The sequence below is a fragment of the Mesorhizobium sp. P2_C5_2 genome, from assembly GCF_056404535.1.
Genome location: NZ_JBFUDV010000001.1, coordinates 428,035 through 453,195 on the forward strand (window position 1 = coordinate 428,035; position 25,161 = coordinate 453,195).

At 63.3% G+C, this 25,161-nt stretch carries 23 protein-coding genes; 13 read left to right on the forward strand and 10 right to left on the reverse strand.

Annotation, left to right across the window (positions count from 1 at the left end):
* The first annotated feature begins 62 nt into the window (after nucleotides 1-62).
* The 4 genes from AC1D1B_RS02000 to AC1D1B_RS02015 all read left to right on the forward strand — a co-directional run bounded on the left by AC1D1B_RS02000 (nucleotide 63) and on the right by AC1D1B_RS02015 (nucleotide 4,112).
* On the forward strand, nucleotides 63-926 hold the full coding sequence (locus AC1D1B_RS02000) for an ABC transporter permease (RefSeq protein WP_477329034.1): 864 nt from the start codon (nucleotides 63-65) through the stop codon (nucleotides 924-926).
* Complete coding sequence (locus AC1D1B_RS02005) at nucleotides 926-1,738, forward strand: ABC transporter permease (RefSeq protein WP_477329035.1); 813 nt, start codon at nucleotides 926-928, stop codon at nucleotides 1,736-1,738. The genes AC1D1B_RS02000 and AC1D1B_RS02005 overlap by 1 nt, the downstream gene beginning before the upstream one ends.
* Before the next feature lie 10 nt (nucleotides 1,739-1,748).
* Nucleotides 1,749-2,510 (forward strand): SDR family NAD(P)-dependent oxidoreductase, encoded by a 762-nt coding sequence (locus tag AC1D1B_RS02010; protein WP_477329036.1) that lies wholly within the window; start codon nucleotides 1,749-1,751, stop codon nucleotides 2,508-2,510.
* 198 nt (nucleotides 2,511-2,708) lie between these two features.
* Entirely contained in the window at nucleotides 2,709-4,112 is a 1,404-nt protein-coding gene (locus AC1D1B_RS02015; RefSeq protein ID WP_477329037.1) for an MATE family efflux transporter, read from the forward strand.
* A gap of 234 nt (nucleotides 4,113-4,346) precedes the next feature.
* On the opposite strand, the gene AC1D1B_RS02020 is transcribed toward AC1D1B_RS02015, so the two are convergent.
* Nucleotides 4,347-4,847, reverse strand: a complete 501-nt coding sequence (locus AC1D1B_RS02020) for a cupin domain-containing protein (protein WP_477329038.1) — start codon at nucleotides 4,845-4,847, stop codon at nucleotides 4,347-4,349.
* 418 nt (nucleotides 4,848-5,265) lie between these two features.
* Between AC1D1B_RS02020 and AC1D1B_RS02025 the strand changes: the two genes are divergently transcribed.
* Nucleotides 5,266-7,056 carry a winged helix-turn-helix domain-containing protein gene (locus AC1D1B_RS02025; protein ID WP_477329039.1) on the forward strand — a complete coding sequence of 597 codons (1,791 nt, stop codon included), beginning with the start codon at nucleotides 5,266-5,268 and terminating at the stop codon, nucleotides 7,054-7,056.
* A 283-nt stretch (nucleotides 7,057-7,339) separates the two neighbouring features.
* Here AC1D1B_RS02025 and AC1D1B_RS02030 read toward each other — a convergent pair whose 3' ends face one another.
* From AC1D1B_RS02030 to speB, 8 genes are all read right to left on the reverse strand, one after another.
* Nucleotides 7,340-8,143, reverse strand: a complete 804-nt coding sequence (locus tag AC1D1B_RS02030; protein ID WP_477329040.1) for an ABC transporter permease — start codon at nucleotides 8,141-8,143, stop codon at nucleotides 7,340-7,342.
* Nucleotides 8,140-8,994 (reverse strand): ABC transporter permease, encoded by an 855-nt coding sequence (locus AC1D1B_RS02035; RefSeq protein ID WP_477329041.1) that lies wholly within the window; start codon nucleotides 8,992-8,994, stop codon nucleotides 8,140-8,142. The genes AC1D1B_RS02030 and AC1D1B_RS02035 overlap by 4 nt, the downstream gene beginning before the upstream one ends.
* Nucleotides 8,991-10,028, reverse strand: a complete 1,038-nt coding sequence (locus AC1D1B_RS02040; RefSeq protein WP_477329042.1) for an ABC transporter ATP-binding protein — start codon at nucleotides 10,026-10,028, stop codon at nucleotides 8,991-8,993. Before AC1D1B_RS02040 ends, AC1D1B_RS02035 begins: the two co-directional genes overlap by 4 nt.
* 138 nt (nucleotides 10,029-10,166) lie before the next feature.
* Nucleotides 10,167-11,255, reverse strand: coding sequence for an ABC transporter substrate-binding protein (locus tag AC1D1B_RS02045; protein ID WP_477329043.1), 1,089 nt, complete (start codon nucleotides 11,253-11,255; stop codon nucleotides 10,167-10,169).
* A gap of 69 nt (nucleotides 11,256-11,324) precedes the next feature.
* Nucleotides 11,325-11,972, reverse strand: a complete 648-nt coding sequence (locus tag AC1D1B_RS02050; protein ID WP_477329044.1) for an amino acid ABC transporter permease — start codon at nucleotides 11,970-11,972, stop codon at nucleotides 11,325-11,327.
* Nucleotides 11,969-12,625 (reverse strand): amino acid ABC transporter permease, encoded by a 657-nt coding sequence (locus tag AC1D1B_RS02055; RefSeq protein WP_477329045.1) that lies wholly within the window; start codon nucleotides 12,623-12,625, stop codon nucleotides 11,969-11,971. Before AC1D1B_RS02055 ends, AC1D1B_RS02050 begins: the two co-directional genes overlap by 4 nt.
* Before the next feature lie 6 nt (nucleotides 12,626-12,631).
* Nucleotides 12,632-13,414: a transporter substrate-binding domain-containing protein gene (locus tag AC1D1B_RS02060; RefSeq protein ID WP_477329046.1), complete on the reverse strand. Its 783-nt coding sequence runs from the start codon at nucleotides 13,412-13,414 to the stop codon at nucleotides 12,632-12,634.
* A 93-nt stretch (nucleotides 13,415-13,507) separates the two neighbouring features.
* Nucleotides 13,508-14,569: an agmatinase gene (gene speB, locus AC1D1B_RS02065; protein WP_477329047.1), complete on the reverse strand. Its 1,062-nt coding sequence runs from the start codon at nucleotides 14,567-14,569 to the stop codon at nucleotides 13,508-13,510.
* A gap of 213 nt (nucleotides 14,570-14,782) precedes the next feature.
* Between speB and gcvA the strand changes: the two genes are divergently transcribed.
* The 8 genes from gcvA (at nucleotide 14,783) to AC1D1B_RS02105 (ending at nucleotide 23,777) form a co-directional block, all read left to right on the forward strand.
* Nucleotides 14,783-15,757, forward strand: coding sequence for a transcriptional regulator GcvA (gene gcvA, locus AC1D1B_RS02070; RefSeq protein WP_477329048.1), 975 nt, complete (start codon nucleotides 14,783-14,785; stop codon nucleotides 15,755-15,757).
* 116 nt (nucleotides 15,758-15,873) lie between these two features.
* Nucleotides 15,874-17,178, forward strand: coding sequence for a nicotinate phosphoribosyltransferase (pncB, locus tag AC1D1B_RS02075; RefSeq protein ID WP_477329049.1), 1,305 nt, complete (start codon nucleotides 15,874-15,876; stop codon nucleotides 17,176-17,178).
* A 199-nt stretch (nucleotides 17,179-17,377) separates the two neighbouring features.
* Nucleotides 17,378-18,814 (forward strand): hypothetical protein, encoded by a 1,437-nt coding sequence (locus tag AC1D1B_RS02080; protein WP_477329050.1) that lies wholly within the window; start codon nucleotides 17,378-17,380, stop codon nucleotides 18,812-18,814.
* A 152-nt stretch (nucleotides 18,815-18,966) separates the two neighbouring features.
* The gene (locus tag AC1D1B_RS02085) at nucleotides 18,967-20,271 is read left to right on the forward strand and encodes an ABC transporter substrate-binding protein (RefSeq protein ID WP_477329051.1); all 1,305 of its coding nucleotides are present in this window, start codon (nucleotides 18,967-18,969) and stop codon (nucleotides 20,269-20,271) included.
* A 218-nt stretch (nucleotides 20,272-20,489) separates the two neighbouring features.
* On the forward strand, nucleotides 20,490-21,371 hold the full coding sequence (locus tag AC1D1B_RS02090) for a branched-chain amino acid ABC transporter permease (RefSeq protein WP_477329052.1): 882 nt from the start codon (nucleotides 20,490-20,492) through the stop codon (nucleotides 21,369-21,371).
* Nucleotides 21,368-22,330 carry a branched-chain amino acid ABC transporter permease gene (locus AC1D1B_RS02095; RefSeq protein ID WP_477329053.1) on the forward strand — a complete coding sequence of 321 codons (963 nt, stop codon included), beginning with the start codon at nucleotides 21,368-21,370 and terminating at the stop codon, nucleotides 22,328-22,330. The genes AC1D1B_RS02090 and AC1D1B_RS02095 overlap by 4 nt, the downstream gene beginning before the upstream one ends.
* The gene (locus AC1D1B_RS02100) at nucleotides 22,327-23,052 is read left to right on the forward strand and encodes an ABC transporter ATP-binding protein (protein ID WP_477329054.1); all 726 of its coding nucleotides are present in this window, start codon (nucleotides 22,327-22,329) and stop codon (nucleotides 23,050-23,052) included. Before AC1D1B_RS02095 ends, AC1D1B_RS02100 begins: the two co-directional genes overlap by 4 nt.
* On the forward strand, nucleotides 23,049-23,777 hold the full coding sequence (locus AC1D1B_RS02105; RefSeq protein WP_477329055.1) for an ABC transporter ATP-binding protein: 729 nt from the start codon (nucleotides 23,049-23,051) through the stop codon (nucleotides 23,775-23,777). The genes AC1D1B_RS02100 and AC1D1B_RS02105 overlap by 4 nt, the downstream gene beginning before the upstream one ends.
* Here AC1D1B_RS02105 and AC1D1B_RS02110 read toward each other — a convergent pair whose 3' ends face one another.
* Nucleotides 23,778-25,103 (reverse strand): sodium:proton antiporter, encoded by a 1,326-nt coding sequence (locus tag AC1D1B_RS02110; RefSeq protein ID WP_477330503.1) that lies wholly within the window; start codon nucleotides 25,101-25,103, stop codon nucleotides 23,778-23,780. It abuts the gene before it with no gap.
* Nucleotides 25,104-25,161: the final 58 nt, after the last annotated feature.

The following is a 25,161-nucleotide window of genomic DNA, read 5'->3' on the forward strand; positions in this document are numbered from 1 at the left end:
AGCCGACCTGAATGAGACAAGCGACCGGCGGGCATATGCCCGCCGGCATCGGGGCGGTTTCCATGCACGGCAACAGATTTCGGTATAATTTTCTGACAGCGCTGCTGCTCGCTCCGGCCACAGCGTGGCTGGTGGTGTTTCTGGTATTGCCGTTCATCGCCATTGCCGTGTTCAGTGTCGGCGAGCGGGCGCCGGAGGGCGGCTACCAGGCGGCCTTCACGCTGGCGCAATATGCCAATCTTCCGGCGCGGGCGACCGCCTTCTGGAACACGATGATGCTGGCGCCGGTGGGCGCGCTTGCCTGTCTGCTCGTTGCCTACCCGGTTGCCTACTATCTTGCCTTGAAGGCGCCGGAGCGCTGGCGGCTGATTCTGCTTGCGCTCGTCGTCATTCCGTTCTGGACCAGCCTTCTGATGCGCACCTATGCCTGGATGTATATTCTGGGCGGACGCGGCATCCCCGCCCTGCTCGCATTTGTCGGCATCGAGGATGTCAGGCTGATCAACACGCCGGGCGCCGTGCTGCTCGGCATCGTCTATGGCTATTTGCCGCTGATGATCCTGCCGATCTATGTCAGTCTCGAGCGGCTCGACCGACGTTTGCTGGAAGCCTCCGCCGATCTCGGCGCGACGCCGCTCTCGACATTCCTGGGCGTGACCCTGAAGCTGTCGCTGCCGGGCGTGATGACAGGTTTCTCGCTGGTCATGATCCTTCTGCTTGGCGAATACCTGATCCCGACGCTGCTTGGCGGCGGCAAGGTGTTCTTCATCGGCAACGCTCTGGTCGACCTGTTCCTGCAGTCGCGCAACTGGCCGTTCGGATCGGCCATCGCCATCACACTGGTGGCGGTTTCTGTGGTGGTGCTGATTGCGGCAAATCGCATTTCGACACGGGTTTCGGGTGCCCGTCGGGTGGATCTGATCTGATGCGCGCTTTCGTCACCGCCGTCTTTGCCTTCCTCTACCTGCCGATCGCGCTGGTCGTGCTGTTCTCCTTCAACGCCGGCCGCCATGCCAGCGAGTTCACCGGTTTTTCGACCCAGTGGTACAGCACGGCGCTGTCGAACCCGTTCCTTGTCGAGGCGCTGAAGAACAGCCTGTTCATCGCCACGACCAGCGCGGTTCTGGCGGCGGTGTGCGGCACGGCAGCGGCGCTCGGCCTCGCTCGGGTTGGGCTCAGAACCCGCGCCGTCTTCGACGCGCTGATGGGTGCGGCGATTGTCGTTCCCGGCGTCGTCATCGGCATCTCGACGCTGGTCGCGCTGGTCCAGTTGTTTGGTGTGCTCAATCCGTTCCTCGCCTCGATCTGGCCTGACGACCAGCCGCCGCGCCTGTCGCTCGGCTATGGATCGATCATCGCCGCGCATGGCCTGTTCTCGATGGCGCTGGTGACTATGATTGTCGGCACGCGTCTCGCCAGCCTCGACCGCAACCTGGTCGAGGCCTCGAGCGATCTCTACGCCACGCCGCTGACCACGTTCCGCTCGATTGTCCTGCCGCAGATCATGCCGGCGGTGGTCGCCGGTTTCCTGCTCGCCTTCACCTTCTCCTTCGACGATTTCATCGTCGCCTTCTTCGTTGCCGGCGCGCAGACGACACTGCCGATCTATGTCTTCGCCTCGATCCGGCGCGGGGTGACACCGGAAATCAATGCCATCGCCACCATCGTGCTCGTCGCCTCGGTCCTGCTCGTGGTGCTTGCCCAATGGCAGCTGCGGCAGCGCAAGCCGTCAAACTGAAAGCCGCATCATGATCCTCAAAGACCGCATCGCCGTGGTAACGGGCGCCGGTTCCGGCATCGGCCGCGCCGGCGCCATGATCATGGCCAGGGAGGGCGCGCTGGTGGTTATCGCCGACCGGGATCAGGCCAGCGGCGAGACGACGGCGGCGGACATCCGCGCGGCGGGTGGGCGCGCCGAGGCGATTGTCACCGACGTCTCTGACGACGCGGCGGTCGGGCAGCTCATCACGGGCACGCTCGGCAAATATGGCCGCATCGACATCCTGCACAATCACGCCGGCATCCAGGTCGGCGGAGCGCTGACCGAGGTCGAAGTCGATGGCATGGACGCGTCCTGGCGCATCAACGTACGGGCGCAGTTTCTGGCTGCGCGGCTGGTCATGCCGGCAATGGTCGCGCAAGGCGGCGGCGTCATCCTCAACACAGCCTCGAATTCGGGCGTGTTCTACGACCGCGAGATGATCGCCTATGCCACCTCCAAACATGCTGTGGTGGCGATGACCAGGCAGATGTCGCTCGACTATGCCCGGCACAATGTCCGCGTCAACGCGCTCTGCCCGGGCTGGGTCGACACGCCCTTCAACGAGCCGTTCATCGCCCAGATGGGCGGACGCGAGGCGATCGAGACCTATGTCCGAACCAAGATCCCGATGGGACGCTGGGCCAACGCGGAGGAGATCGCCGAAGCGATCCTGTTCCTCGTCTCCGACCGCTCATCCTTCATGACCGGCCAGGCGCTGGTCATCGACGGTGGTGAGAGCATCGGCTGAGCAAGGGGCTCCTTTGCCCAAGCGGGAAGGGCGGAATTTGCCTTCTGGCTCAATCGCTGCCTGCCCGTCCTCCCTTGCCATCATGTCGCATTTCGTCCAATAGAACGACGCAAACGCCGCGAAACCGAAGGTTTTGCCGTTTGGAAGTGCGGCTTCCGGCCTCGATGCCGACGCGCCGCAATCGGAAAGAGCAGGACAATGTCTGCGATCGAAGCCGGCGCTCGTGCGCCGGAAAACCTTTGGCGTCAGGAAATCAGGGCGACACTGGCGCTGGCCTGGCCGATGGTGCTGACCAATCTCGGCCAGACCGCGATGACCGCCACCGACGTCATGATGATGGGGCGTCTGGGCGCGGACACGCTGGCCAGCGGCGCGCTCGGCGCCAATCTCTATTTCATGCCGCTGATCTTCGGCCTCGGCCTGATGCTGGCGACCTCGCCGATGATAGCGACCGAGCTTGGCCGCCGCCGTTATTCGGTGCGCGACCTGCGCCGCACCGTGCGCCAGGGCCTGTGGCTGGCGATCCTGATCTCGATCCCGATCTGGATCGTCCTCTGGCATGGCGAGGCTATCTTGCTGGCCATGGGACAGGAGCCCGCTCTGGCCCATCAAGCCGGTATCTATCTGCGTTGGCTCGAATGGGCGGTGCTGCCCTTCTACGGCTACATCGTGCTGCGCTCCTTCATCTCGGCGATGGAGCGCCCCGGCTGGGCGCTGGTCATCGTCTTCGTTGCCGTCGCCTGCAACGTGCTCTTCAACTGGGTGTTCATGTTCGGAAATCTCGGTGTTCCAGCAATGGGTATCGCCGGCTCCGGCCTGGCCACAACGCTGTCGAGCATGCTGATGTTCGTTGGCATGGCTGCTGTCGTGATGCTGGAGAAGAAGTTCCGGCGCTACCGCCTGTTCGGTCGCTTCTGGCGCGCCGACTGGCCGCGCTTCAAGGGTCTGCTCAGGCTCGGCCTGCCGATCGCCGGCATCCTCGCCTTCGAGGTGACGATCTTCAACGCGGCGGCTCTGCTTATGGGCCTGATCGATGCGGATTCGCTGGCGGCACACGCCATCGCCATCCAGATCGCCTCGATCTCCTTCATGGTGCCGCTCGGCCTCAACCAGGCGGTGACGGTACGCGTTGGGCTCGCCCATGGCGCCGGCAATCCGGAAGGCGTTTCGCGCGCCGGCTGGACCGCCTTCGTCATCGGCGTCTCGTTCATGGCGCTGATGGGGCTGGTGATGGTGCTGTGGCCGCATCTGCTGATCAGCGCCTTCATCGACATGACCGATCCGGTCAATGCAAGGGTGATCGCGCTTGCCGTGTCGTTCCTCGCCTTTGCCGCCCTGTTCCAGATCTTCGACGGCGCGCAGGCCGTTGCCGCCGGCATGCTGCGCGGCCTGCACGACACCAAGGTGCCGATGATCTATGCCGCAATCGGCTATTGGGGCATCGGCCTGCCGCTCGGCGTGCTGCTTGCCTTCCATTTCGGCCTGCACGGCGTCGGCATCTGGATCGGCCTGGCGTCGGGGCTGGCGGTGGTGGCGGTGTTGCTCCTGGCGCGCTGGCTGCGGCGCGATCGCATCGCGCCGCCGCTGGTCTTCAGCCATTGATGGCGCACCAAGCGGTCCGCCTGTTGCCCGAAGCAGTCAATGCAGAACAGATGTCTGATGTCGCCTTTGCGGCCGGAAGCGGATTGGCGGCTTCGAGGCTTGGAATGTGAGAAGCGGACGTTCAGGCCCCCGTGCATCGACGCGATCTGACCTAGAGCGGACAGTTCAATCTGCTGATCGCTGTCCGCACTGGGACGGTAGGACTGTCCGCCGAGTAGACGGACAATTCTGCCGCTAAAACTTGCAGGCTGTGTTCGGACGATCCAACTCCGCTCGGAATGACTTTGCCACTGGAGCGAAGATGACTGTCACGTCCTTAGCAGGCGCTCCGGACTCGTTTCGCCCGATGTGCCCACGGCCGGTATCAACATACCCATGGCCTTTCGAGACCACCTTTGGCGTGCACGTCGGATCGTCGCCCTCGTAGAACGTCACTTCGCCTTCAGTGACTGTGATGAAGACTGGGCCCGGATGCGAATGCCATCCCGTCGAGCTTCCAGGCGCGTAGTCATGGGTCCGCACGACGATGTCGAGCGGACTTTTCGCCTGCGCAGCAAACCCGAGGTCTGACTGCAGGTCAAATGCATCATACGTAGCCCGTCCAATAACGGTTGGGGTGACCCCGACCGCCGGCTCTGCCTGAGCTGGCATCAAGGCGGGCATTATTAGCTCGAAAGCCCATAATGAGAACACAAGCACGCCGATACGGCGTGTGTTGAGGAATCGCGGCTTCATGGGTAGTCCTCCTATTGGATCCAACGTGCCCCGGATCAGGGTGAACGGCGATTAGGATGGTGCGCGTGAGCCACGCGCCCGCGGATACTGCGTTGGTGATCATCTCGCCATTGGTCACTTGCTGTGCTGCCGTGACAACTCCAAGGCAAACCCGATCCTGATAGATCCAGACCGCATCACATCCTCCCATGCCCTTGCGGCGGTTTGCCGTCGCGTCTCTCGCGGTGCGTCAGCTCGTCCAATTGGTTGGCACAAAACAATGGCCCGTGCGGGAAGTCCTGAAGGCCGTCCGAAAGTTCTCCGAATTTCTCCTGAAGGGAGCGGAAACCGCGATGTTTTTGTGAACGATGCTCTAGCGGCAAGCCGTGATAGAGTGCTGGCCGAGGGAATGGGAGGCCCGCCTGCGGCGGGAGACTGAATGGAAATCCGTTTAGGTCAATCGCTCGCAATCAACGGCGTGACCGCCGATTTTGGCAACGAAACGTTGCGCGATCGGGAGGGCAATCCTGTCGATTTGCGACCTCAGGCTTTCGCGGTGCTGCGTTACCTGGCGCAGAATGCCGATCGCCTCGTGACCAAGGACGAATTGATCGAGGCCGTCTGGCTCGGCATCGCTGTCACCGAAGACAGCCTATTTCAGTGCATTCACGAGATACGGCGCGCCCTCCACGATGAGGCACGGACGATCCTGCAGACTGCGCCGAAGCGCGGGTACCGGCTTGTGCTGTCAGTGAACGGCGAGAAGCGTCCGACCGGGTCGGCGCCGGCCGAGCTTGAGGAGTCGTCACCTAAGGCAACGATGCCGGTGCCCGAAGCAATGTCGGCACAGCGTACGCGAAAACCGTTCCGGGCCTCGCTGGTGTACATCATCGTTGCAGCTCTCGGCCTCATCGGGGTCACAATCTGGCACATCCGGCCGTCTCAAAAGACGCTGGTGGGCAATCCGTCGATTGCCGTGCTTCCGTTCGATGTCATCGACGCCGATGAGACCACCAAACGGTTCGCAAGCGGGATCGGTCAGGACATCATCACAGACCTCTCGCGCTATCGCGACATTGAGGTCATCGGCTGGAACTCGAGCAGCACTTATGCCGGAGGGCCGGCCGATGTCCGTAAGGTCGGGCGCGACCTGAACGTGCGCTATGTGCTGAAGGGCTCGGTCCAACGCGACCATGACCAGATTCGCGTGACGACAGAACTTCTCGACACAGCGACGGCAGTAAGTCTCTGGTCGGAGCGCTGGGATCGGCCTGTTGTCGACCTTTTCTCGGTACAGGCGGAAATCTCAAATGAAGTGACAAATCAGCTCGGCAGCTCGAAGGGCGCCATTCCGGAGGCGGATCGTATCACCGGGCTGCGGATGCTGCCCCATAATCTAACTGCTTATGAAACCTATCTCCGCGGTCGGGAATCGCTGCTGCGCTTCACCAAGGAGAGCATCGAGGCCTCCATTCCGCTCTTCAGGCAAGCCGTTACGATGGACCCGAAGCTTGCGCGGGCTTGGGTCGAGATGGCTTCCGCTTATAACACGCTCGCAGGCTTTGGGGCGAATAGCGATGAGGTCCTGCCTAAGGCTCTCGCCGCCGCCGAAACTGGTCTCGCCATCGATCCGCAGGACGCGCTTGCGCACGCGATCATGGCCCTCGTCCTTGGACACATGGACGATTTCGAGCGGGCAGAGGCGGAGTTCGACATCGCCCTTCGCCTGAATCCCGGCTCAGCCGACATCATGACCCTCTATTCGCTGTGGGCAAACGCCTTCGGAAAACCTGAGCGCGGAGCGGAGGCCGCCGACAAGGCAATCCGGCTCAATCCCAACTACCCGAATTGGGCCGCGTTGGGATTCCGCTACGCCTATTTCATGGCGGGACGATACGAGGATGCCCTGCGCGTTCTGGAGCGCCTGCCGCTCGAAAACTATAACAGCTTCTCCTGGATCGTTCGCGCTGCCGTTTATGTTGAACTTGGCCGTGACGAGGAGGCCAGGATCTGGGTGGCCAAGGGCCTTACGAAATATCCGGAGCTGACCATCGAAGGTTTCGTGAATGGACCTGGGTGGAGTGACTCCGAGCGGAAGCGAATAATGGACGCGATGCAACACGCGGGTTTTCCGCCTTGCGCTCTGCCGGATCAGCTCGACGGGGTCACGAGCCCCATTCGCATACCGGAATGCGTGAACTCAAAAGACCGCAGGCCGTCGGCTCTGTGACCGGAGTCGATAGCGTGACCGAAGTGGATAGCGGAACAGCACTTTTGCTCGCAGAAAACGCGCTCCGTGCCGTGCGGCCACTCAACGCCCATGACCGCTCTTAGCGCTCCCTCGACCTCCAGCGCGGTCGCTGTCTGCTGTGAGGCGGTAGCACAGCTAGCTTTAACGGCCGACATGCGGCGCAAAGCTGCCGCATCCGCGGGTGCATAGGATGCACTCAGACACCTTGATGGCATTGGAGGTTCTGAGCAATGATCGAGGGTTCTGTTACAAATGAATTCGCTCAGTTGCCGTCCGACGACATGGCGCCGAGCAGCCTGCGGATATCGCCGAACCGGGCGATCGAGCCGAACACCAGTGCCGCCACCGCAACGAAGAACACCGACACCGCGGCCATGGTCGGCGTGTAGCCGTAGCGCAGCGCGTTGAAGATCTTGATCGGCAGCGTCTCAGTGGTGAAGCCGATCGTCATGTAGGCAACGATGTATTCGTTGAGCGACAGCACGAAGGCGAAGGCATAGCCCGAGACGAGGTAAGGCAGGATCAGCGGCAGCACCACCGTCTTCAGCACCGTGCGGTCGTCGGCGCCCATGGTCGCCGCGGCCTCGACCAGCGAACGGTCGATCGAGGCAAAGCCAAGCGACAGCGTCACCAGCGGCAGCGTCACGAAGAAGATGGCGTGGCTGATGATGGCGGTGAAGAACTGGCCGAACAGCCCGACCGTCGCCCAGAAGCTGAGGAAGCCGAGCGCGGTGATGACCGGCGGCAGGATGAAGGGCGCCAGCCCCAGCACCTGGAAAATGTTCGCCCATGGTGCGGTGCGCCGCCACAGGAACCAGGCAAGCGGCAGCGCCACCGCAACGGCAATCGCCGCCGAACAGACGGCGAGCGTCACCGAATGGATCAGCGCCAGCCGCCATTCCGGATCGGTGAATATCTGGGCATACCAGGCAAGCGAGAAGCCGACCGGCGGGAAGGAGAGTTCCTGCCGCGAATTCACCGACACGCCGGCGACGACAATCAGCGGCGCCGCCAGGAACAAGGCGACGATGGTGAAATAGACACGGCGCAGCAAGGTTGCGGTCATAGCGCGTTCTCCCGGCGTCCGACGAGCAGTGTCAGTCCGACCAACGCCAGCGAGATCAGCACCAGGAACACCGCCATCGCCGCGGCGAATGGCATGTTGGACTGGTAGATCGCCTGGTCGGTGATCAGCACCGACAGCGTCCAGTGTTGCGGCCGTCCCAGAATCTGCGGCAGCAGGTAGGAGCCGAGCGCGAAGACGAAGACCATGATCAGCGTCGCCACGATGGTGTTGCGCAGCGCCGGCGCGACGACGTTGAAAAAGGCCCGGATCGGCGAGGCGCCGAGCGTTCGCGCAGCTTCGAGCAAGGTCGGATCGAGGCGGACCAAGGCGGGGTAAAGCACCAGGATGGTGTAGGGCAGCGCCTGGTAGACCATGCCGGTCAGCACCGCGCCGAAGGTCGGCAGCAGCGCCACCGGCTTGTCCATCAGCCCAATCGCCACGAACAGATTGGTGATGCCGGCAGTGCGCGAAAACAGCGTCGACCAGGCAAAGCCGATGATGACTTCCGACAGAGACAGCACCGACAACAGGCCGACCAGCCACAGTGTCTGCACACGGCGCGGCCGCCGGGTCAAAAGATAGGTGAAGGGAAAGGCGATGGCCACGCAGCAGATGGCGACCAGCACAGCCAGCATCAGCGAGAAGCCGAGCACGCCGCCGAAAAACACCGACAGGAAGCGGGCGTAATTGTCGAAGACGAAGTCCGGCGTGTAGAAACCGGAGGGATTGCGCTTGAAGAAGCTGACCGCGATCATCGTCGAGAACGGCACGACGAAGAAGACGATCAGCATCAGCGCCGGAAAGAACAGCGGCGTGTAGTCGGCTACCGACTTCGGAGCTTCGCGTCTCATGCGCCGAGCACCACGCAGCTCGCCGGCGGCAGCGTGACGCCGACCTTGGCGCCGACGGGCACGTCATGGCGCTCGCGCGGTGTCGTCACCGCAATGATGCTGGTGCCGCCAACGTCGACGAAGGTCTCGATGGTACCGCCGAGATCGCGCACGAAACTGACCTCGCCAGTAATGGCCGAGCCGCCGGGGCTGCCGAGATGCACATCCTCGGGCCGCACCGACACCGAAGCCTTGGTCTGCCCGGCCGGCATGGCAAGACCGGGAATGGCGGTGCCCAAAATGGTGGTACGCCCAGTGCCGTCGACTTCCGCCGGCAGCAGATTGGTGATGCCGATGAAGTCGGCGACGAAGGCGTCGGCCGGCTTGCGATAGATCTCGATCGGCGGCGCCGCCTGCAGGATCTTGCCGTGGCCCATGACGACGACGAGGTCGGCCATGGTCATGGCTTCGCGTTGGTCGTGGGTGACGACGATGGTGGTGATGCCGAGCCGCTGCTGCAGCTGGCGCAATTCCACCTGCATGGCCTCGCGCAGCTTGGCGTCGAGCGCCGACAGCGGCTCGTCGAGCAGGAACAGTTTTGGGGACAGCGCCAAGGCCCGCGCAATCGCCACGCGCTGGCGCTGGCCGCCCGACAGTTTCGCCACCGGACGGTCGGCAAAGCCGGTCAGATGGATCAGGCTCAGCAATTCGTCGACGCGTTTCTTCTGCTCCTCCTTCGAGGCGCCGCGAATGCGCAGCGCATAGGCGATGTTGTCGCCGACGGAGAGGTGCGGAAACAGCGCCAGCGACTGGAACACCATGCCGAGATTGCGCTTGTGCGTCGGCAGCGGCGTGATGTCCTCGCCGTCGAGCACGATGGCGCCGCTGGTCGGCTCCTCCAGCCCGGCGATCATGCGCAGCAGCGTGGTCTTGCCGCAGCCCGAGGGGCCGAGCAGGCACACGAACGTGCCATGCGGTACGTTGAGCTGGACATTGTCGACGGCGGCGAAATTGCCGAACATCTTGGTGATGGCGTTGATGTCTAGTCCGGACATGAGTTGATCCTGTAAACCGGAGGATATTGCGAATGGCACTGCTTCCCCGCTTCGCGATGCGAAAGGGAATTCGGCGATCGGCGGCCTCTCCCTGTCAGGGGAGAGGCATTATTCGAGGTCAGGCGAGCTCTTAGGCGCTCACCCGACGATCAGCTCCGTCCACTTCTGGTTGATCCAGTCGGCCTTCGACGTATAGAGGTCGTAGCGCGGGATGATCGGATCGATGTCCGACGACACCGCGGCGAACTCTTCCGGCTTGAGGTCGAGCACTTCCTTCTTCAGCGTCGGCGTGGTGCCGACCTTGCGCGACATGACACCCTGCATAGACGGCTGGCTCATATAGTCGATGAAGACATGCGCCTCGTCGACCTTGGTCGAGGCGCGCGACAGCACCCAATTGCCGGAATCCTGGATGCCGCCTTCCTTCGGAAAGGTCGAGCGGACATGGAAGCCGTCGGCGACCGCGAGCCCGGTGACATCGTGATAGTATTGGCCCATCGGGATCTCGCCCGACTTCAGCGCCTGCTCGAACTGCGCCTCGTCGCGGTACCACAGGCGGACATTCGGCTTGAGCTCGGCGAGCTTCTCGAACGCCTTGTTCAGCCCGTCCTCGGTGTCGAGCGCGTTGGTGCCGCCCATGAAGGTCTTTGCTGTCACTTCAAGCAGGAACGAGTTGGAGGCAAGCGCCAGAAGACCGAGCTTGTCTTCGTTGGCCTTGTCCCAAAGGGTTGCCCACGATGTCGGCGCGTCCTTGTAGACATCGGTGTTGCTGACAAGCGTGATCCACCAGGCGACGGCGCCGATGCCGGCTACGCGGCCATCTGGATATTTGTTGACGAAGCGGGGCAGCAGGTCGCCATAGTGCTTGAACTTCGACGTATCCAGCGGCGTCCACAATTCGGTCGACTGGCCCTTCAGCGTCGAGGTCTGCGACATCATCGAAAGGTCGGCCGGCGCCTGGCCGGCCTTGGCCGCTTGCTCCAGCTGCACCAGCCAGGCTTCGCCGGTCGGCTCGGCGACCGATTCCACGGCAATGCCGGTTGCCTTGGTGAAGTCGGGGAAGACGTTCTCGTCGAAGGATTTCTTGAAATAGCCGCCATAGACGCCGACCTTCAGCGACTTGTCCTGTGCCCGCAGGATCGACGGCATGGCGAGCACGCCGGCGGTGGCGAGGCCCGCGCCAAGCACGCCGCGCCGTGTCAGGGATTTTCCGATCAGTCTGTTCATCTGGTTTCTCCTCAGTTGATGCCGGCCATGCCGGCAGGTTCCCTTCACGCACTGTTCGCCATCATGGCGTCAGTGGGCCGCCGCTCGTTGTTCGAGCGTACGGGCGTATTGCGTCAGTGGAAAGCACATGACGAAGAAGATCAGCGCCACCAGCCCGTAGACCTTGAACGGTTCGAAGGTGGCGTTGTTGATGGCGTTGGAGGTCCTGACCAGCTCCTCGAAGCCGATGATCGAGGTCAGCGCCGTCGACTTGATCAATTGCACCAGGAACCCGACGATCGGCGCCCTTGTGATCGAGAACGCCTGCGGCAGGATGATGAGCCTCAGCTCCTGCAGCCGATGCAGACCAAGGCTGGCGCCGGCGTCCCACTGTCCGCGCGGCAGCGCGTCGACGCCGCTGCGCCAGATCTCGGCCAGATAGGCGCTGGCGAAGAAGGTCAGGCCGAGCACCGCGGCCGTCCACGGCTCGATGCGCAGGCCCAGCATAGGCAGGCCGAAGAACATCAGGAACAGCTGCATCAACAGCGGCGTGCCCTGGAACAGCGCGATGTAGCCGGAAGCGATGCGCCGGCTCCATTTGTTCTCGGCGATCCTGAAGAACAGCACGATCAGGCCGACCAGCGCGCCACCGATGAAGGCCGCCAGCGACAACAGCACCGTCCAGCGCGCGGCGAGCAAAAGGTTGCGAACGATGTCCCAGAAGGTGAATTCGATCATGACACGCCCGCTCCCAATACGCGGCGCCCGCCGGTGACAAGAAGCCGGCGCAAGGCCATCGATAGAGCGAGATAGACTAGCGTCACCACAAAATAGGTCTCGAAGGAACGGAACGTGCGCGCCTGCAGCATGTCGGCCTCGTAGGTCAGTTCGCGCACCGCGATCTGCGACACCACGGCCGATTCCAGCATCATGATGACGATCTGGCTGGTCAGCGCGGGGTAGATCACCTTGAGCGCCTGCGGCAGCACGATCTTGATGAACACCTGGCGCGGCCGAAGCCCGAGCGCAAGCGCAGCTTCCGTCTGTCCGCCAGGCACGGCATCGAGACCGGCGCCGACGATTTCAATGGTGTAGGCCGCCATGTTGAGCGTCATTGCCAGCATGGCGGCCAGGATCGGATCGAGCCTTATGCCGAGGCTGGGCAGGCCGAAGAAGATGAAGAACAGCTGCACCAGGAACGGCGTGTTGCGCATCACCTCGACATAAACCGCGATGGCGCGCTTCACGAAGACCGGGCCGTTGCGCCGGCCGGCAGCGCCCAAGATGCTGAGCAGCGTCCCCACGAGCGTGGTCACGACGATCAACAGGATCGTCGTGGCCGCGCCACGCGCGATGTCGCCCAGGGCGCCTGCAAGCCAGCCAAAGGCCACGGGAACTCAATCCTTGAGGTTGTCGGGGTTGAGCGGCGTCTTCAGCCAGGCCTTCGAGCTCTCGTCGAGCTTGCCGTCGGCCAGCATCTTGGCGACCGCATCATTGACCGCCGTCTTCAGACGGTCCTCTTTCTTGTTGAGGCCGATATGCGAGGGTGAGGTGAGCAGCTGGAATTTCTGCTCCGGCTTCAGCGCGTCCTGCTTGGCCAGCACCTGGGCGCCGACATCGTTGCCGACCACCATCAGCTGGGTCTGGCCGGAGATGAAGGCCTGGATGACGGAGTTGTAGTTGTCGAAGCGCTTGATGTCGGCCGACGCCGGCGCCGCTTCGGTCAACGACGTGTCCTCCAACGTGCCGCGATTGACGGCGATCGACTTGTCGGCGAGGTCTTCCTTGCCTTTGACGGAGAGCGCTGCCGGGCCGATGACGGCGATGTAGTAGGGCGCGTAGGCGGCGGCGAAATCGATCACCTCCTCGCGCTCCTTGGAGTAGCCGACGCTCATCAGAATATCGACGCGCTTGTCGGTGAGATACGGGATGCGGTTCTGGCCGGTGACGCTGACCAGATTGAGCTTCACCTTCAGAGAGTCGGCGATGGCCTGCGCTACGTCGATGTCATAGCCCTTGATGCTCATATCGGCGCTGGCCGAGGAGAAGGGCGGAAAGTCGGAGAAGATGCCGACATTGATAGCGCCGGCCTTGGTGATGTCGTCGACGGCGTCGGCATGCGCCTGCGCGGTAAGGCCGAGGCCGGCGAGCATCAGCGCGGCGGCGACGGTTGATTTCATGTGAAAATTCATTGTGGTTCCCTTCTGGAAGCTTGTTTGTTTTGAAACGGTCGCCGGCTCCAGCGCGGCGGCCGCCTTTGCATTTGAAGTCCGTCAGGCCCCCTTGCTCGTAATGGCCGGGCTGAACACCATCAGGCTCAGGATCTCGAACAGGACCTGGGCGCCGACATGGGCGGTGTTGGTCGTCGCGTCATATTGCGGCGCCACCTCGACGACGTCGCCGCCGACAATGTTGAGGCCTTTAAGGCCGCGCAGCAGTTCGAGCACCTCGCGCGTCGTCAGGCCGCCGATCTCAGGCGTGCCGGTGCCCGGCGCGAAGGCCGGATCGACGCTGTCGACATCGAAGGAGATGTAGGTCGGGCCGTCGCCGACAATCTTGCGCGCCTTCTCGATGATGGCGGGGATGCCGAGGCCCGTCACCTCTTCGGCGTGCACCACCGTCATGCCGGATTCGTAGGTGAACTCCCACAGATATTCGGCCGAGCCTCTGATGCCGATCTGGATGGTGCGGGTCGGGTCGAGCACGCCGTCCAGCACCGCGTTGCGGAACGGGCCGCCATGGTGGAATTTGGTCATGTCGAACAGCCCGCTGGTGTCGCAATGGGCGTCGATATGGATCATGCCGACCGGAGCCTTCTTGCCGACCGCCTTCAGGATCGGATGGCTGATCGAATGGTCGCCGCCAACCGAAAGCGGCAGCACGCCGGCATCGACGATCTGGTTGGTGCGGCGCTCGATGTCTTCGTGGCTGATCTCCAGCCGGTAGCGGCTGCGGAACGGCGTGTCGCCGATGTCGGCGACGCGAAGCTCATGCGTCGGCGCGCATTCCAGCACATGGTTGTAGGGACCGATGCGCTCGATGGCGCGCAGCGCCCTCGGCCCGAAGCGCGAGCCTGGCCGGTTGGTGACGCCGAGATCCATCGGCACGCCGATGATCGCCACCTGCAAATCGCCGAAATCCGGATTGTCGGCCGCGATTTCGCGATAGGGCGCGGCGAGGAAGGTCGGGATGCCGGAATAGGGCGCCAGCCTTGTGCCGGTCTTGGTGAAGATCTTGTCTGCGACCTGCCGGAACTTGGGGTCGAACATCTCGCCGCCGTGGCTCTCGCCATATTTGCGGCGCAACGCGTCGAGCTTGCCACGATCGTAACCCATGTCGGTCTCCTCCTGCCGGGCTGGTGCATACGGCCGTGGCGACATCTGCGAACTGACCATCATCCGGCCGGGTCGCTGTCCCGCTGGCTGCCTGCAGATTTCACGTCATTGATGCTGTTGACCTGCCAAAGTGTCCGGCAGCCGCATTGAAAAATCAATTGATATTGTTACGGTGCTGATTGTGAGAAAATCTCACAGAGTATCCGGTTGCCAATGGCCAAGCGTCTGCCCCCCTTAAATCCCCTGCGCGCCTTCGAGGCAACGGCGCGCCATGCCTCGCTGACCAAGGCGGCGGCCGAGCTCAATGTCACCCATGGCGCCATCAGCCACCAGATCAAGGCGCTCGAGCAATCGCTCGGCGTAAAACTGTTCGAGCGTACGGGACAGCGGGTAAAGCTCACACCGCATGGCGCCGAACTGCTGCCGGCGGTGTCGACCGCCTTCGACGGCATCGCTGCCGCCACCCAGCGCATGACGAGACCAGCCAGCGCCGGCACATTGTCGGTCTCCTGCGTGCCGGCGCTGCTGCTTTTGTGGATGACGCCGCGGCTCGGCAGCTTCATGGCGCAATATCCCGATATCCGTCTGACGCTGATCCCGTCCAACGACCCCAAGGACATCCGCGCGCCGCAGGTCGATCTTTGCGTTCTCTATGGCGATGGCAGCTGGACCGATTGCTGGATGCGCAAATGGTCGGGCCTCGAACTGTTCCCGGTGGTCAGCCCGACACTGATCAACAACCGGCCGATCCGCGTCTGCCGGGATCTTGCCGACCATGTCATCCTGCATGGCGATGACGGCCGCGAGTGGCATACCTGGCTGGCCGCCGCCGACGGGCTGGATCTCGAGCGTGGCCGCCGCCACAATCTCGGCGACGCGCGCACGGCCATCGAAGCCGCGGTGCATGGCCATGGTGTAGCGCTCGGCGATTCCGTTACCGCCAGCACGCTGCTCGCCAGGGGCCTGCTGGTGGCGCCGTTCAGCCTGTCGGTGCCGGCGGTCGACGATTTCTACGTCGTTTGCCGCAACGAGATGCGCTCGGCGCCGATCGTGCAACTGTTCGTCGACTGGCTGTTCGCTGAGAAGGAACAGGCCGACAGCCGCGCCGACGCGCCGGTGGCGGGCCGCATCGGCATTCGCCGAAAGCGCCCGGCGCTCAAGGTGATCGGCGCCAAGACCGGCTCCTGACGCTGGACTGGAGCGATTTCTTTTTGTCGGGCCAGCCCGCAAAGCGGGAGGCGCCGTCGAAAATTCAATGCTAAGAGGCAATTACGGAGAGCGAGCAGCGAAGGCGGCATCGAGATATGGCAAAGACCGATATAGCGCGGCGCGTCTACAACCACACCTGGAAGCTGGACCCGATCGTCCGCAGCCTGCTCGACACCGATTTCTACAAACTTTTGATGCTGCAGATGATCTGGGGCATGTACCCCAAGGTCGACACCACCTTCTCGCTGATCAACCGCACCACATCGGTGCGCTTGGCCGACGAGATCGACGAAGGCGAACTGCGCGAACAGCTCGACCATGCCCGCACGCTGCGCTTCTCCAAGAAGGAGATGATCTGGCTCGGCGGTAACAATTTCTATGGCCGCAAGCAGATCTTCGAGCCCGAATTCCTCGCCTGGCTGGAAGGTTTTCGGCTACCCGACTACGAACTGTCCAAGCGCGACGGCCAGTACGAGCTCTCCTTCAGCGGCCCGTGGATGTACACCACGCTGTGGGAAATCCCGGCGCTGGCCATCATCAATGAGCTTCGTTCCCGCGCCGCCATGCGCGCCTACGGCCCGTTCGCGCTCGACGTTCTCTATGCCCGCGCCAAGGCCAAGATGTGGGCTAAGACCGAGCGGCTGAAGGCTTTGCCCGGCATCCGCATCTCGGATTTCGGCACCCGCCGCCGCCACTCGTTCCTGTGGCAGCGCTGGTGCGTCGAGGCGCTCAAGGAAGGCATTGGCGAGGCCTTCACCGGCACCTCCAACGTGCTGCTTGCCATGGACAACGACCTCGAAGCGCTGGGCACCAACGCGCATGAATTGCCGATGGTGTTTGCCGCCCTTGCCAAGACCGAAAAGGAACTGAAGCAGTCGCCTTACAAGGTGCTGCAGGACTGGCAGCGCTACTACGGCGGCAACCTGTTGATTGTGCTGCCCGACGCTTTCGGCACCGCATCCTTCCTGCGCGACGCGCCCGACTGGGTGGCCGACTGGACCGGCTTTCGCCCCGACAGCGCACCGCCGATCGAGGGCGGCGAAAAAATCATCGACTGGTGGCGCGAGAAGGGCAAGGACCCCAGGCAGAAGCTGCTGATCTTCTCCGACGGGCTTGAAGTCGAGACCATCGAAGAGACTTACCAGCACTTCAAGGGCAAGGTGCGCATGTCCTTCGGCTGGGGCACCAACCTCACCAACGATTTCGAAGGCTGCGCGCCGACCGAAACCAACAGCCTCGATGCCATATCGCTGGTCTGCAAGGTGACGGAGGCCAATGGCAGGCCGGCGGTGAAGCTGTCGGACAATCCGGCCAAGGCGACGGGCGACAAGAAAGAGATCGAGCGCTATCTCCGGATTTTTGGGGCGAAGGATCGCGTGGAGCAGTTGGTCAAGGTGTGAGGGGCTGCGGTGCTTCCGGCATCGCGATACGAGAAGGCAAAGGTTGGATAGGCTGAGTTCCTTCGCGCCCCCCTCTGTCCTGCCGGACATCTCCCCCACAAGGGGGGAGATTGCGCTGGCATCTCCGCCTTCGCCAATCTCCGACATTGCAAGGGAAGAGCCGCCCGCGAAACTGCCAATCTCCCCCCAAGTGGGGGAGATGTCCGGCAGGACAGAGGGGGGCGCCGTAGAATGCAACCGTCAACGGTCAGCCCTTCTCACCATCGCCCTCACCCTCGTCCCCACCCCAGCATTCGCCCATGCCTCCGACCGCGGCCACGTCCTCCTCCTCCCCACCGGCTACTACATCGCGGGCGGCGCGCTCGCCGTCGCCGTCAGCCTCCTTGTCCTCGCCCTGCTGCCACCCGACACGCTCGAGCGTTTCTGGCGCCGTCGCCCACAACTTTTCACATTCACCGACGCGCCTCGCACAATCGTCGGCCTGCTGTCCTTTGCCGGCTTTTCAACCCTTGTCGCTGCCGGCCTGTTCGGCAGCCGTGATCCGCTCTCCAATCCGCTCCCCCTCGTCATATGGACGCTGCTCTGGGTCGGCCTCGCCATCGCGCAAGGCCTGTTCGGCGACCTCTGGTCATGGCTGAATCCCTGGTACGGCCCATGGCGCGTCGTCACCCGCCTGCTTGGCCAGCGCGATGCCGAGGAGTCGCGTTTGCCGCAATGGCTCGGCTGCTGGCCGGCGTTCATCCTATTCCTCGCCTTTGCCTGGTTCGAGCTGATCGACCCGGCGCCCGACGATCCCGCGCGGCTGGCATACGCGGCGGGCCTCTATTGGCTGTTCACCTTCATCGCCATGCTGATCGTCGGCTACCCCAACTGGAGCCGGCGCGGCGAGTTCCTGACGGTGTTCTTCGCCATGGTGGCGCGCTTTGCTCCCATCGAGCGTAATGAAAGCGATCGGCTCAACCTGTGCTGGCCGGGCGCAAAGCTGCTGAGCGCCGCGCCTCTGCCGGCAAGCGGCATTGCCTTCCTGCTGCTCAGCCTGTCATCGGTGTCGTTCGACGGCCTGTCGAAAACCTTCTTCTGGCTCGGCCTGTTCGGCATCAATCCGCTGGAATATCCCGGCCGCACCGCGCTGATAAGCATCGGCAGCTTCGGCCTGGTGCTGACCTTCGTGCTGCTGGCGGCGGCGTTCCTGCTGGCCGTCATCCTCGGCCAGCGCCTTGTCGGCAGCCAACATACGCTCGGCGAAGCGGCGGGTCTGCTCGTCTGGTCGATCGTGCCGATCGCGCTCGCCTATCATGTCGCCCACTATCTGACGGCGCTGCTGGTCGATGGCCAGTATGCGGTGGCCGCTTTATCCGACCCGTTCGCGCTGGGCTGGAACCTGTTCGGTACCGCCGACATGCAGATCGAAGCCGGCATCGTCGCCGGCGCCGACTCCGCATGGTGGCTGTGGAATGTGCAGGCCGGCATCATCATCGCCGGCCATATACTGGCGGTGCTCGTCGCCCATGGTCTGGCCTGGCGACTGCACCCGGTTCCATCGCGCGCCGCACTCAGCCAGCTGCCACTCACCGTGCTGATGATCGCTTACACCATCTTCGGCCTCTGGTTGCTTGCCACGCCGACAGCCGGATGAGAGAAGACGGTCAATATGCCTTCGGGGAAAGCCCGCTTGCCAGGTCGAGGCTTTGGTGATTTAGTTTGTATACATGCGATTTCTGCCCCTCCTGCAAGGGAGTGGCCTTGCCTCGTTACAGACAGTCAAAACTCAAAAACAGGGGAACTGCCGTGACTGACAAGAATGGGTTTTTCGATCTCTCCAAATCCACGCTTTCTCGCCGTACCGCGCTGAAGGGTCTCGCCGCAGGCGCCGGCCTGACGCTCGCCCCCGGCTTTGTCCGCTACAGCCAGGCGCAGAGCTCCGCGCCGATCAAGATCGGCTTCCAGTCGCACCGCACCGGCATCGGCGCCGCCTATGGCCGCTGGTATGAAAAGACGAGTGCGGCCGCGGTCAAGGCCATCAACGATGCCGGTGGCATCAACGGCCGCCCGGTCGAACTGGTGATCGAGGATGATGGCACCGATCCCGCTCGCGGCGCCGAAGTGGTCGGCAAGTTCGCCACCCAGCACAAGACCGACATCGTCTTCGGTACGCTGTTTTCGCATGTCGTCATTGGCTCGGCGCCCGCCGCCGGCGAAAACAAGATCCCTTATTTCGTCGTCAGCGAAGGCCACCACGTCGCCTCGACCAAGTTGAACCGCTACGTCTTCCAGCCCGGCATCACCGACGTGAAGAGCCAGATCCAGTCGATGGCGCCGTGGATCGCCGCCAATGCCGGCAAGAAGGTGACGCAGATCTTCCCCGATTTCGCCTTCGGCTATGACCACCGCGACTACCTGCCGCCGGCGCTGAAGGCGCAAGGCGCCGAGGTCATCGCCCAGATCGCCATCCCGCCGACGGAATCTTCTTTCACCAAATATTTTCCGCAGATCCCGGCCGAGACCGAGGTCATCTATCACGTCATGGTCGGTCCGGCCGTGCTCACCTTCGTCAAGGAGCTCGGCGAATTCTACGGCTCCAACCGGCCGCAGCTGTTCGGCTTCATGGATTCACTCGAGGCCACCGACATCAACAGCCCCGGCCTCGAATTTTTGGACGGCAGCCATTTCTGGGAAGGCTCGCCACGCTATGCCCAAGCCAATGACTCAGCCGCGCAAAAAGCCTATCGCGCTGCCGTTGGCATCGACGACAATGGCGCCGCCGTCGGCGATCCCAAGGACGTCTCAACCGCGTCCCACATGTTCGGCTGCTGGGAAACGCTCTATGTCGTCAAGAAGGCGATGGAAGACGCCGGCTACAAGGGCCCCGAAGACCGCGGCAAGCTGGTCGAGGCGACCGAGGCTCTGACCGAATTCGCCGAAGGACCGGAGCATCCGCAGGGGCCGAAGACCTTCAACGGCAAGATCCACCAGTGTTTCGGCATCCAGAACATCTCCAAGGTCGAAGGCGGCAAGTTGACGGTCGTCCACAAGACCAAGATCGAGGATGGGCTGTACGAGGCCGAGGGAGATTACACGACGCAGGCGCTGTAGACACGGCTTTGTCTGCAAGCGTGGGAGCCAAGTCACCCCCCTCTGTCCTGCCGGACATCTCCCCCGCAGGGGGGGAGATCGGCAGCTCGTGCGGCAGCGCCTGTATGCCGGTGTTGGCGATTGGCGAAACCTTATGTGAAATCCAATCTCCCCCCTTGAGGGGGAGATGCCCGGCAGGGCAGAGGGGGGTGCCTCGCGCATCCGCTGGTGCCTAGCCCATGCACTTTGGACCCCATCTCCTCCTCGCTGCCCTCGAAGGCCTCGTCACCTCCGCCGTGCTGGCGCTGACGGCGCTTGGGCTGTCGCTGGTTTTCGGCGTCATGCGCGTCGTCAACGTCGCCCATGGCGAGTTCTTCATGCTGGGCGCAGTGCTGGCCTGGGCCATCTCGACGGCTTTTCCAGGCCATCCGACGGTCGGCTTTCTGGCCGCACTGGTGATCGCGCCGCTGATTGTCGGCTCCATCGCGCTGGTCGCCGAGCGGCTGGTGCTGCGCCGGCTCAATTACAATCCGGAAGCCACCATCGTCGCCACCATCGGCATGCTCTACATCATCCAGCAGCTGGCGCTGAGCTTCTATGGCCCGGAAGCGCGCCCGGTGGAGCCGCCCTTCAGCTACCGCATCTTGCTGCCCTGGTTCGGCTATTCCGGCTACAAGCTGTCGATCATCGCCGCCTCGGCGCTTCTGCTCGTCGCCACCTGGCTGGTGCTGACGCGCACGAAGACCGGCCTCATCATGCGCGCCACCCAGTATGACAGCGAGACGGCGCAGGCCTTCGGCATTCCGGTCGACCGCGTCTATGCCGGCGTCTTCGCGCTCGGCGCCATGCTGGCGGCCATCGCTGCGGTGCTGATCGTGCCGATCAGCCAGGCGCATTATCTCATGGGGCAGGACCCGCTGCTGCTCTCGTTCATCGTCGTCATCATTGGCGGTCTCGGCTCGCTGCGCGGCACCGTTGTCGCCGCGGTGCTGATCGGGCTGTCCGACGGCATCATTTCGGTGTTCTTCTCGCCAACGCTGGCCAAGATCATCGCCACGCTTCTGGTGGCCATGGTGCTGGTGTTCCGGCCGCAAGGCTTGTTCGGGCAGACGTCGCGATGAGCGAAGCTTCGCCGGCAAAAGCCTATGCATTGCATCTCGGCGTCATCGCGCTGCTCTTTGCGCTGAGCTTCGTCCTGCCCGACTATCATCACGGCCTGCTCGCCCGCATCATGGTGCTGGCGGTGTTCGCCATGGGCTACAACATGCTGTTCGGCTATGTCGGCCTGCTCAGCCTCGGCCATGCCATGTTCTTTGCCGCCGGGCTCTATGGCGCAGGTCTCGCCGTCATCCATCTCGGCTGGAACGTGCCGCTGGCCTTCCTCGCCGGCATCGCCTGCGGCGCGCTGCTGGCGTTGGTCATCGGCCTGCTGGCGCTGCGCACCACCGGTGTCGCCTTCATGATCGTCACCATGATGTTCGCGCAGGTTTTTCATCTCGTGATCCTCTATTTCGCCGCCTGGACCGGCGGCGACCAGGGTCTGGTCGTGCCACAGCCGGCGCGGGTCCTGACCTTCGGCGCAACCTCGCTCGATCTCACCAACCCGACCGTCCGCTATATGAGCGCGCTGGCGCTGTTTTCGGTTGTGCTGCTTATCACGCTCGCCATCGTCCGCTCCCGCTATGGCCGCGTTCTGGTCGCCGTGCGCGAGAACGAGGAGCGCACGAAGATGCTCGGCTACGACACCTTCTCCAACAAGCTCATCGCCGTCGTCGTCTCCGGCACCATCTGTGCGGCCTCGGGTGCGGCTTATGCGCTGTTGTTCGGCTATGTCGGTTCGAGCTTCGCTTCGGTGCAGTATTCCATCCTGCCGCTGCTCTGGGTGCTGCTCGGCGGCGCAGCCACGACGCTCGGAGCACTGATCGGCACGCTGTTCATGTACTATGTCATCGACGTCGCCAGCGGCTACACCTCCGCCTATCTGCTGATAGTCGGCATCGCGCTCATCCTTCTGGTGCTGTTTTTCCCCAAGGGCATTTTGGGTACCATCCGACAGCGCTGGCTCGGGTGGTTGCCATGATGCCGCTGCTCACCACAAAAGGCCTGTCGCGCAATTTCGGCGGCCTGCGCGCCGTCGACGGTGTCGATTTCCAGCTGATGCCGGGCGAGATACGCGCTGTCATCGGCCCCAATGGCGCGGGCAAAACCACCTTCGTCAGCCTGATCAGCGGCCGCATCCAGCCATCCTCCGGCATGATCGTCTTCGACGGCGCCGACATCACCACCCAGCCGGCCTATCTCAGGGTGCGCCAAGGCATCGCCTACACTTTCCAGATCACCAGCGTCTTTGCCAATCTCTCGGCCTACGACAATGTCGCGCTGCCGGTGCAGCGCACCCTGACCGACGGGCGGTCGAGAGGCGCCGTGCGCACCGGCGTGATGGCGGCGCTCGAGCGCACCGGCCTTGCCGATCGCGCCCATATGCAGGCCGGCCAGCTCTCCTACGGCCATCAGCGCCTGCTCGAAGTGGCGATGGGGCTGGCGCTGAAGCCGCGGCTCTTGATCCTCGACGAGCCGACGCAAGGGCTGGCCGACAGCGAGATCGACAATTTCATCGAGCTGGTGCGCGAGATCGCCAAAAGCGCCACCGTGCTTTTGATCGAGCACAACATGCCTGTCGTCATGCAGCTGGCTGACCGCATCACCGTCTTCAACGCAGGCAGGATCCTGGCCGAAGGCACACCAGAACAGGTCCGCGCCAACACACATGTGCAGGAAGCCTACCTGGGGACCGCGCCATGACCGAAGCCGCCCCTACTCAAGACAGAGTGCTGACGATCTCCGGGCTCGACTGCTTCTACGGCGAGGTCCAGGTCCTCTACGGCCTCGACCTGGCGCTCAACAAAGGCGAGGTGCTGTGCCTCTTCGGCCGTAACGGCGCCGGCAAGACGACGACGCTGAAAGCGATCATGGGCCTTATTCCGGCGGAGGCCGGCTCGATCAAACTCGCCGGCCAGGAATTGACCGGCCTGCCGGCGCATGACGTGCCGAAGGCCGGCGTCGCCTATGTGCCGCAAGGCAGGCGGCTGTTCGCCGAGATGACGGTGGCCGAAAACATCGAGATCGGGCTGATGGCGCGCGGCAAGGGCAAGGCCGTGCGGGAAAACGTCCTCGACCTTTTTCCATTGCTGCGCCAGCGGCTGCGGCAGCGCTCCGGCACCTTGTCCGGCGGCGAACAGCAGATGCTGGCCATGGCGCGTGCGCTTTGCCTGGAGCCGCAGGTGCTGCTGCTCGACGAACCGACCGAAGGCCTGATGCCGTCGATGATCGCCAAGATCCGCGAGACGGTGGTGAAGTTGCGCGAACTTGGCGTCTCGACGATCCTGGTCGAACAGCGCGTCGATGCCGTGCTGTCGGTCGCCGATCGTGTCTGCTTCATCGAAAACGGCCGCAACCGCGAGACCGTCGATGTCGAGCAGCTGCGCGCCGATCCGTCGGCGGTCCGGCGCTATGTCGGCGTCGGCTGATCAGCCGAAGAACAGGAACCCGGTGATCAAAAATATCGGGATCAGCACCAGTCCCGACCACGCCATGTAACCGAAGAAGCCCGGCATCTTCACGCCGCGATGCCGAGCGATGGCATAGACCATGAAGTTGGGTGCGTTGCCGATATAGGTGTTGGCGCCCATGAAAACCGCACCCGCCGAAATCGCCGCAAGCGTCGAGGCAAACTCGGCCATCAGATGCCGCGCATTGCCGCCGGCGAGCTCGAAGAACACCAGATAGGTCGGTGCATTGTCGAGGAAGGACGACAGCCCGCCGGTCAGCCAGAAATAGGCGAGATCGTTGGGCTGGCCGGTGGGCGAGGTGACCAGCGCGACCAGCGGTGCCAGTGCGCCGTCATGGCCGGCGCGCAGGATGGCGATGACCGGCACGATGCAGATGAAGATGCCGGCAAACAGCTTTGCCACTTCCGCGATAGGGCCCCAGTTGAAGCCGTTCGCCTCGCGGTGGCTCTTGTGGGAGACGACGAGCGACAGAAAGGCCAGCGCCAGGATGATGGCGTCGCGCACCAGGTTCTGCAGTTCAAGGCTGACGCCCAATACGGAAAAGCTCACTTCCGGCTTCCACGCCGCCGACAGCAGGATGGCGCCGATGACGCCAGCCAGCAGCGGCAGATTGGCCAGGCCGCGAATGCGCACCTTCGTATCCGGCGTCGGATCCTTGATCTTCGGCGCGCCGCCTTCGCGGCGATGCAGCACGATGTCGATGGCCAGGAAGACGATCAGCACCAGGCCGCCCGTGAACAGCGTCTCGCGCCAGAGGTTCGTGGTTGTCCAGAAAAAGTCGACGCCGCGCAGGAAGCCGACGAACAATGGCGGGTCGCCGAGCGGCGTCAGCGAGCCGCCAATGTTGGAGACGAGAAAAATGAAGAAGATGACGACATGGGCGTTGAACGGCCGGCTGTCATTGGCGCGCAGCATCGGCCGGATCAGGATCATCGAGGCTCCGGTGGTGCCGATCACTGAAGCCAGCACAGCCCCGACAAGCAGCAGCCCGGCATTGACCAGCGGCGTGCCATGGATGTTGCCGGCGACAAGGATACCGCCGGAAATGGTGTAGAGCGCGAACAAAAGGATAATGAACGACATGTATTCGGTGAGCAGCGTGTGCAGCACCGCCTCGCTCGCCAAAGACATGCCGAAGGCGACCGCCAGCGGCACCACCACAAGTGCTGCCCAGCCGGCGGCGATCTTGCCGTAGTGATGCTCCCAGACATGGTGGAACAGCAGCGGTCCGGTGGCGATCGACAGCAGCAGCCCGGCAAAAGGCAGCCCCCACCACAGCGACATCGAGCCGGGCAATTCGTGGGCGTCCGACGCGAAGGCGAGTTCGGGAAACAGGAGAATG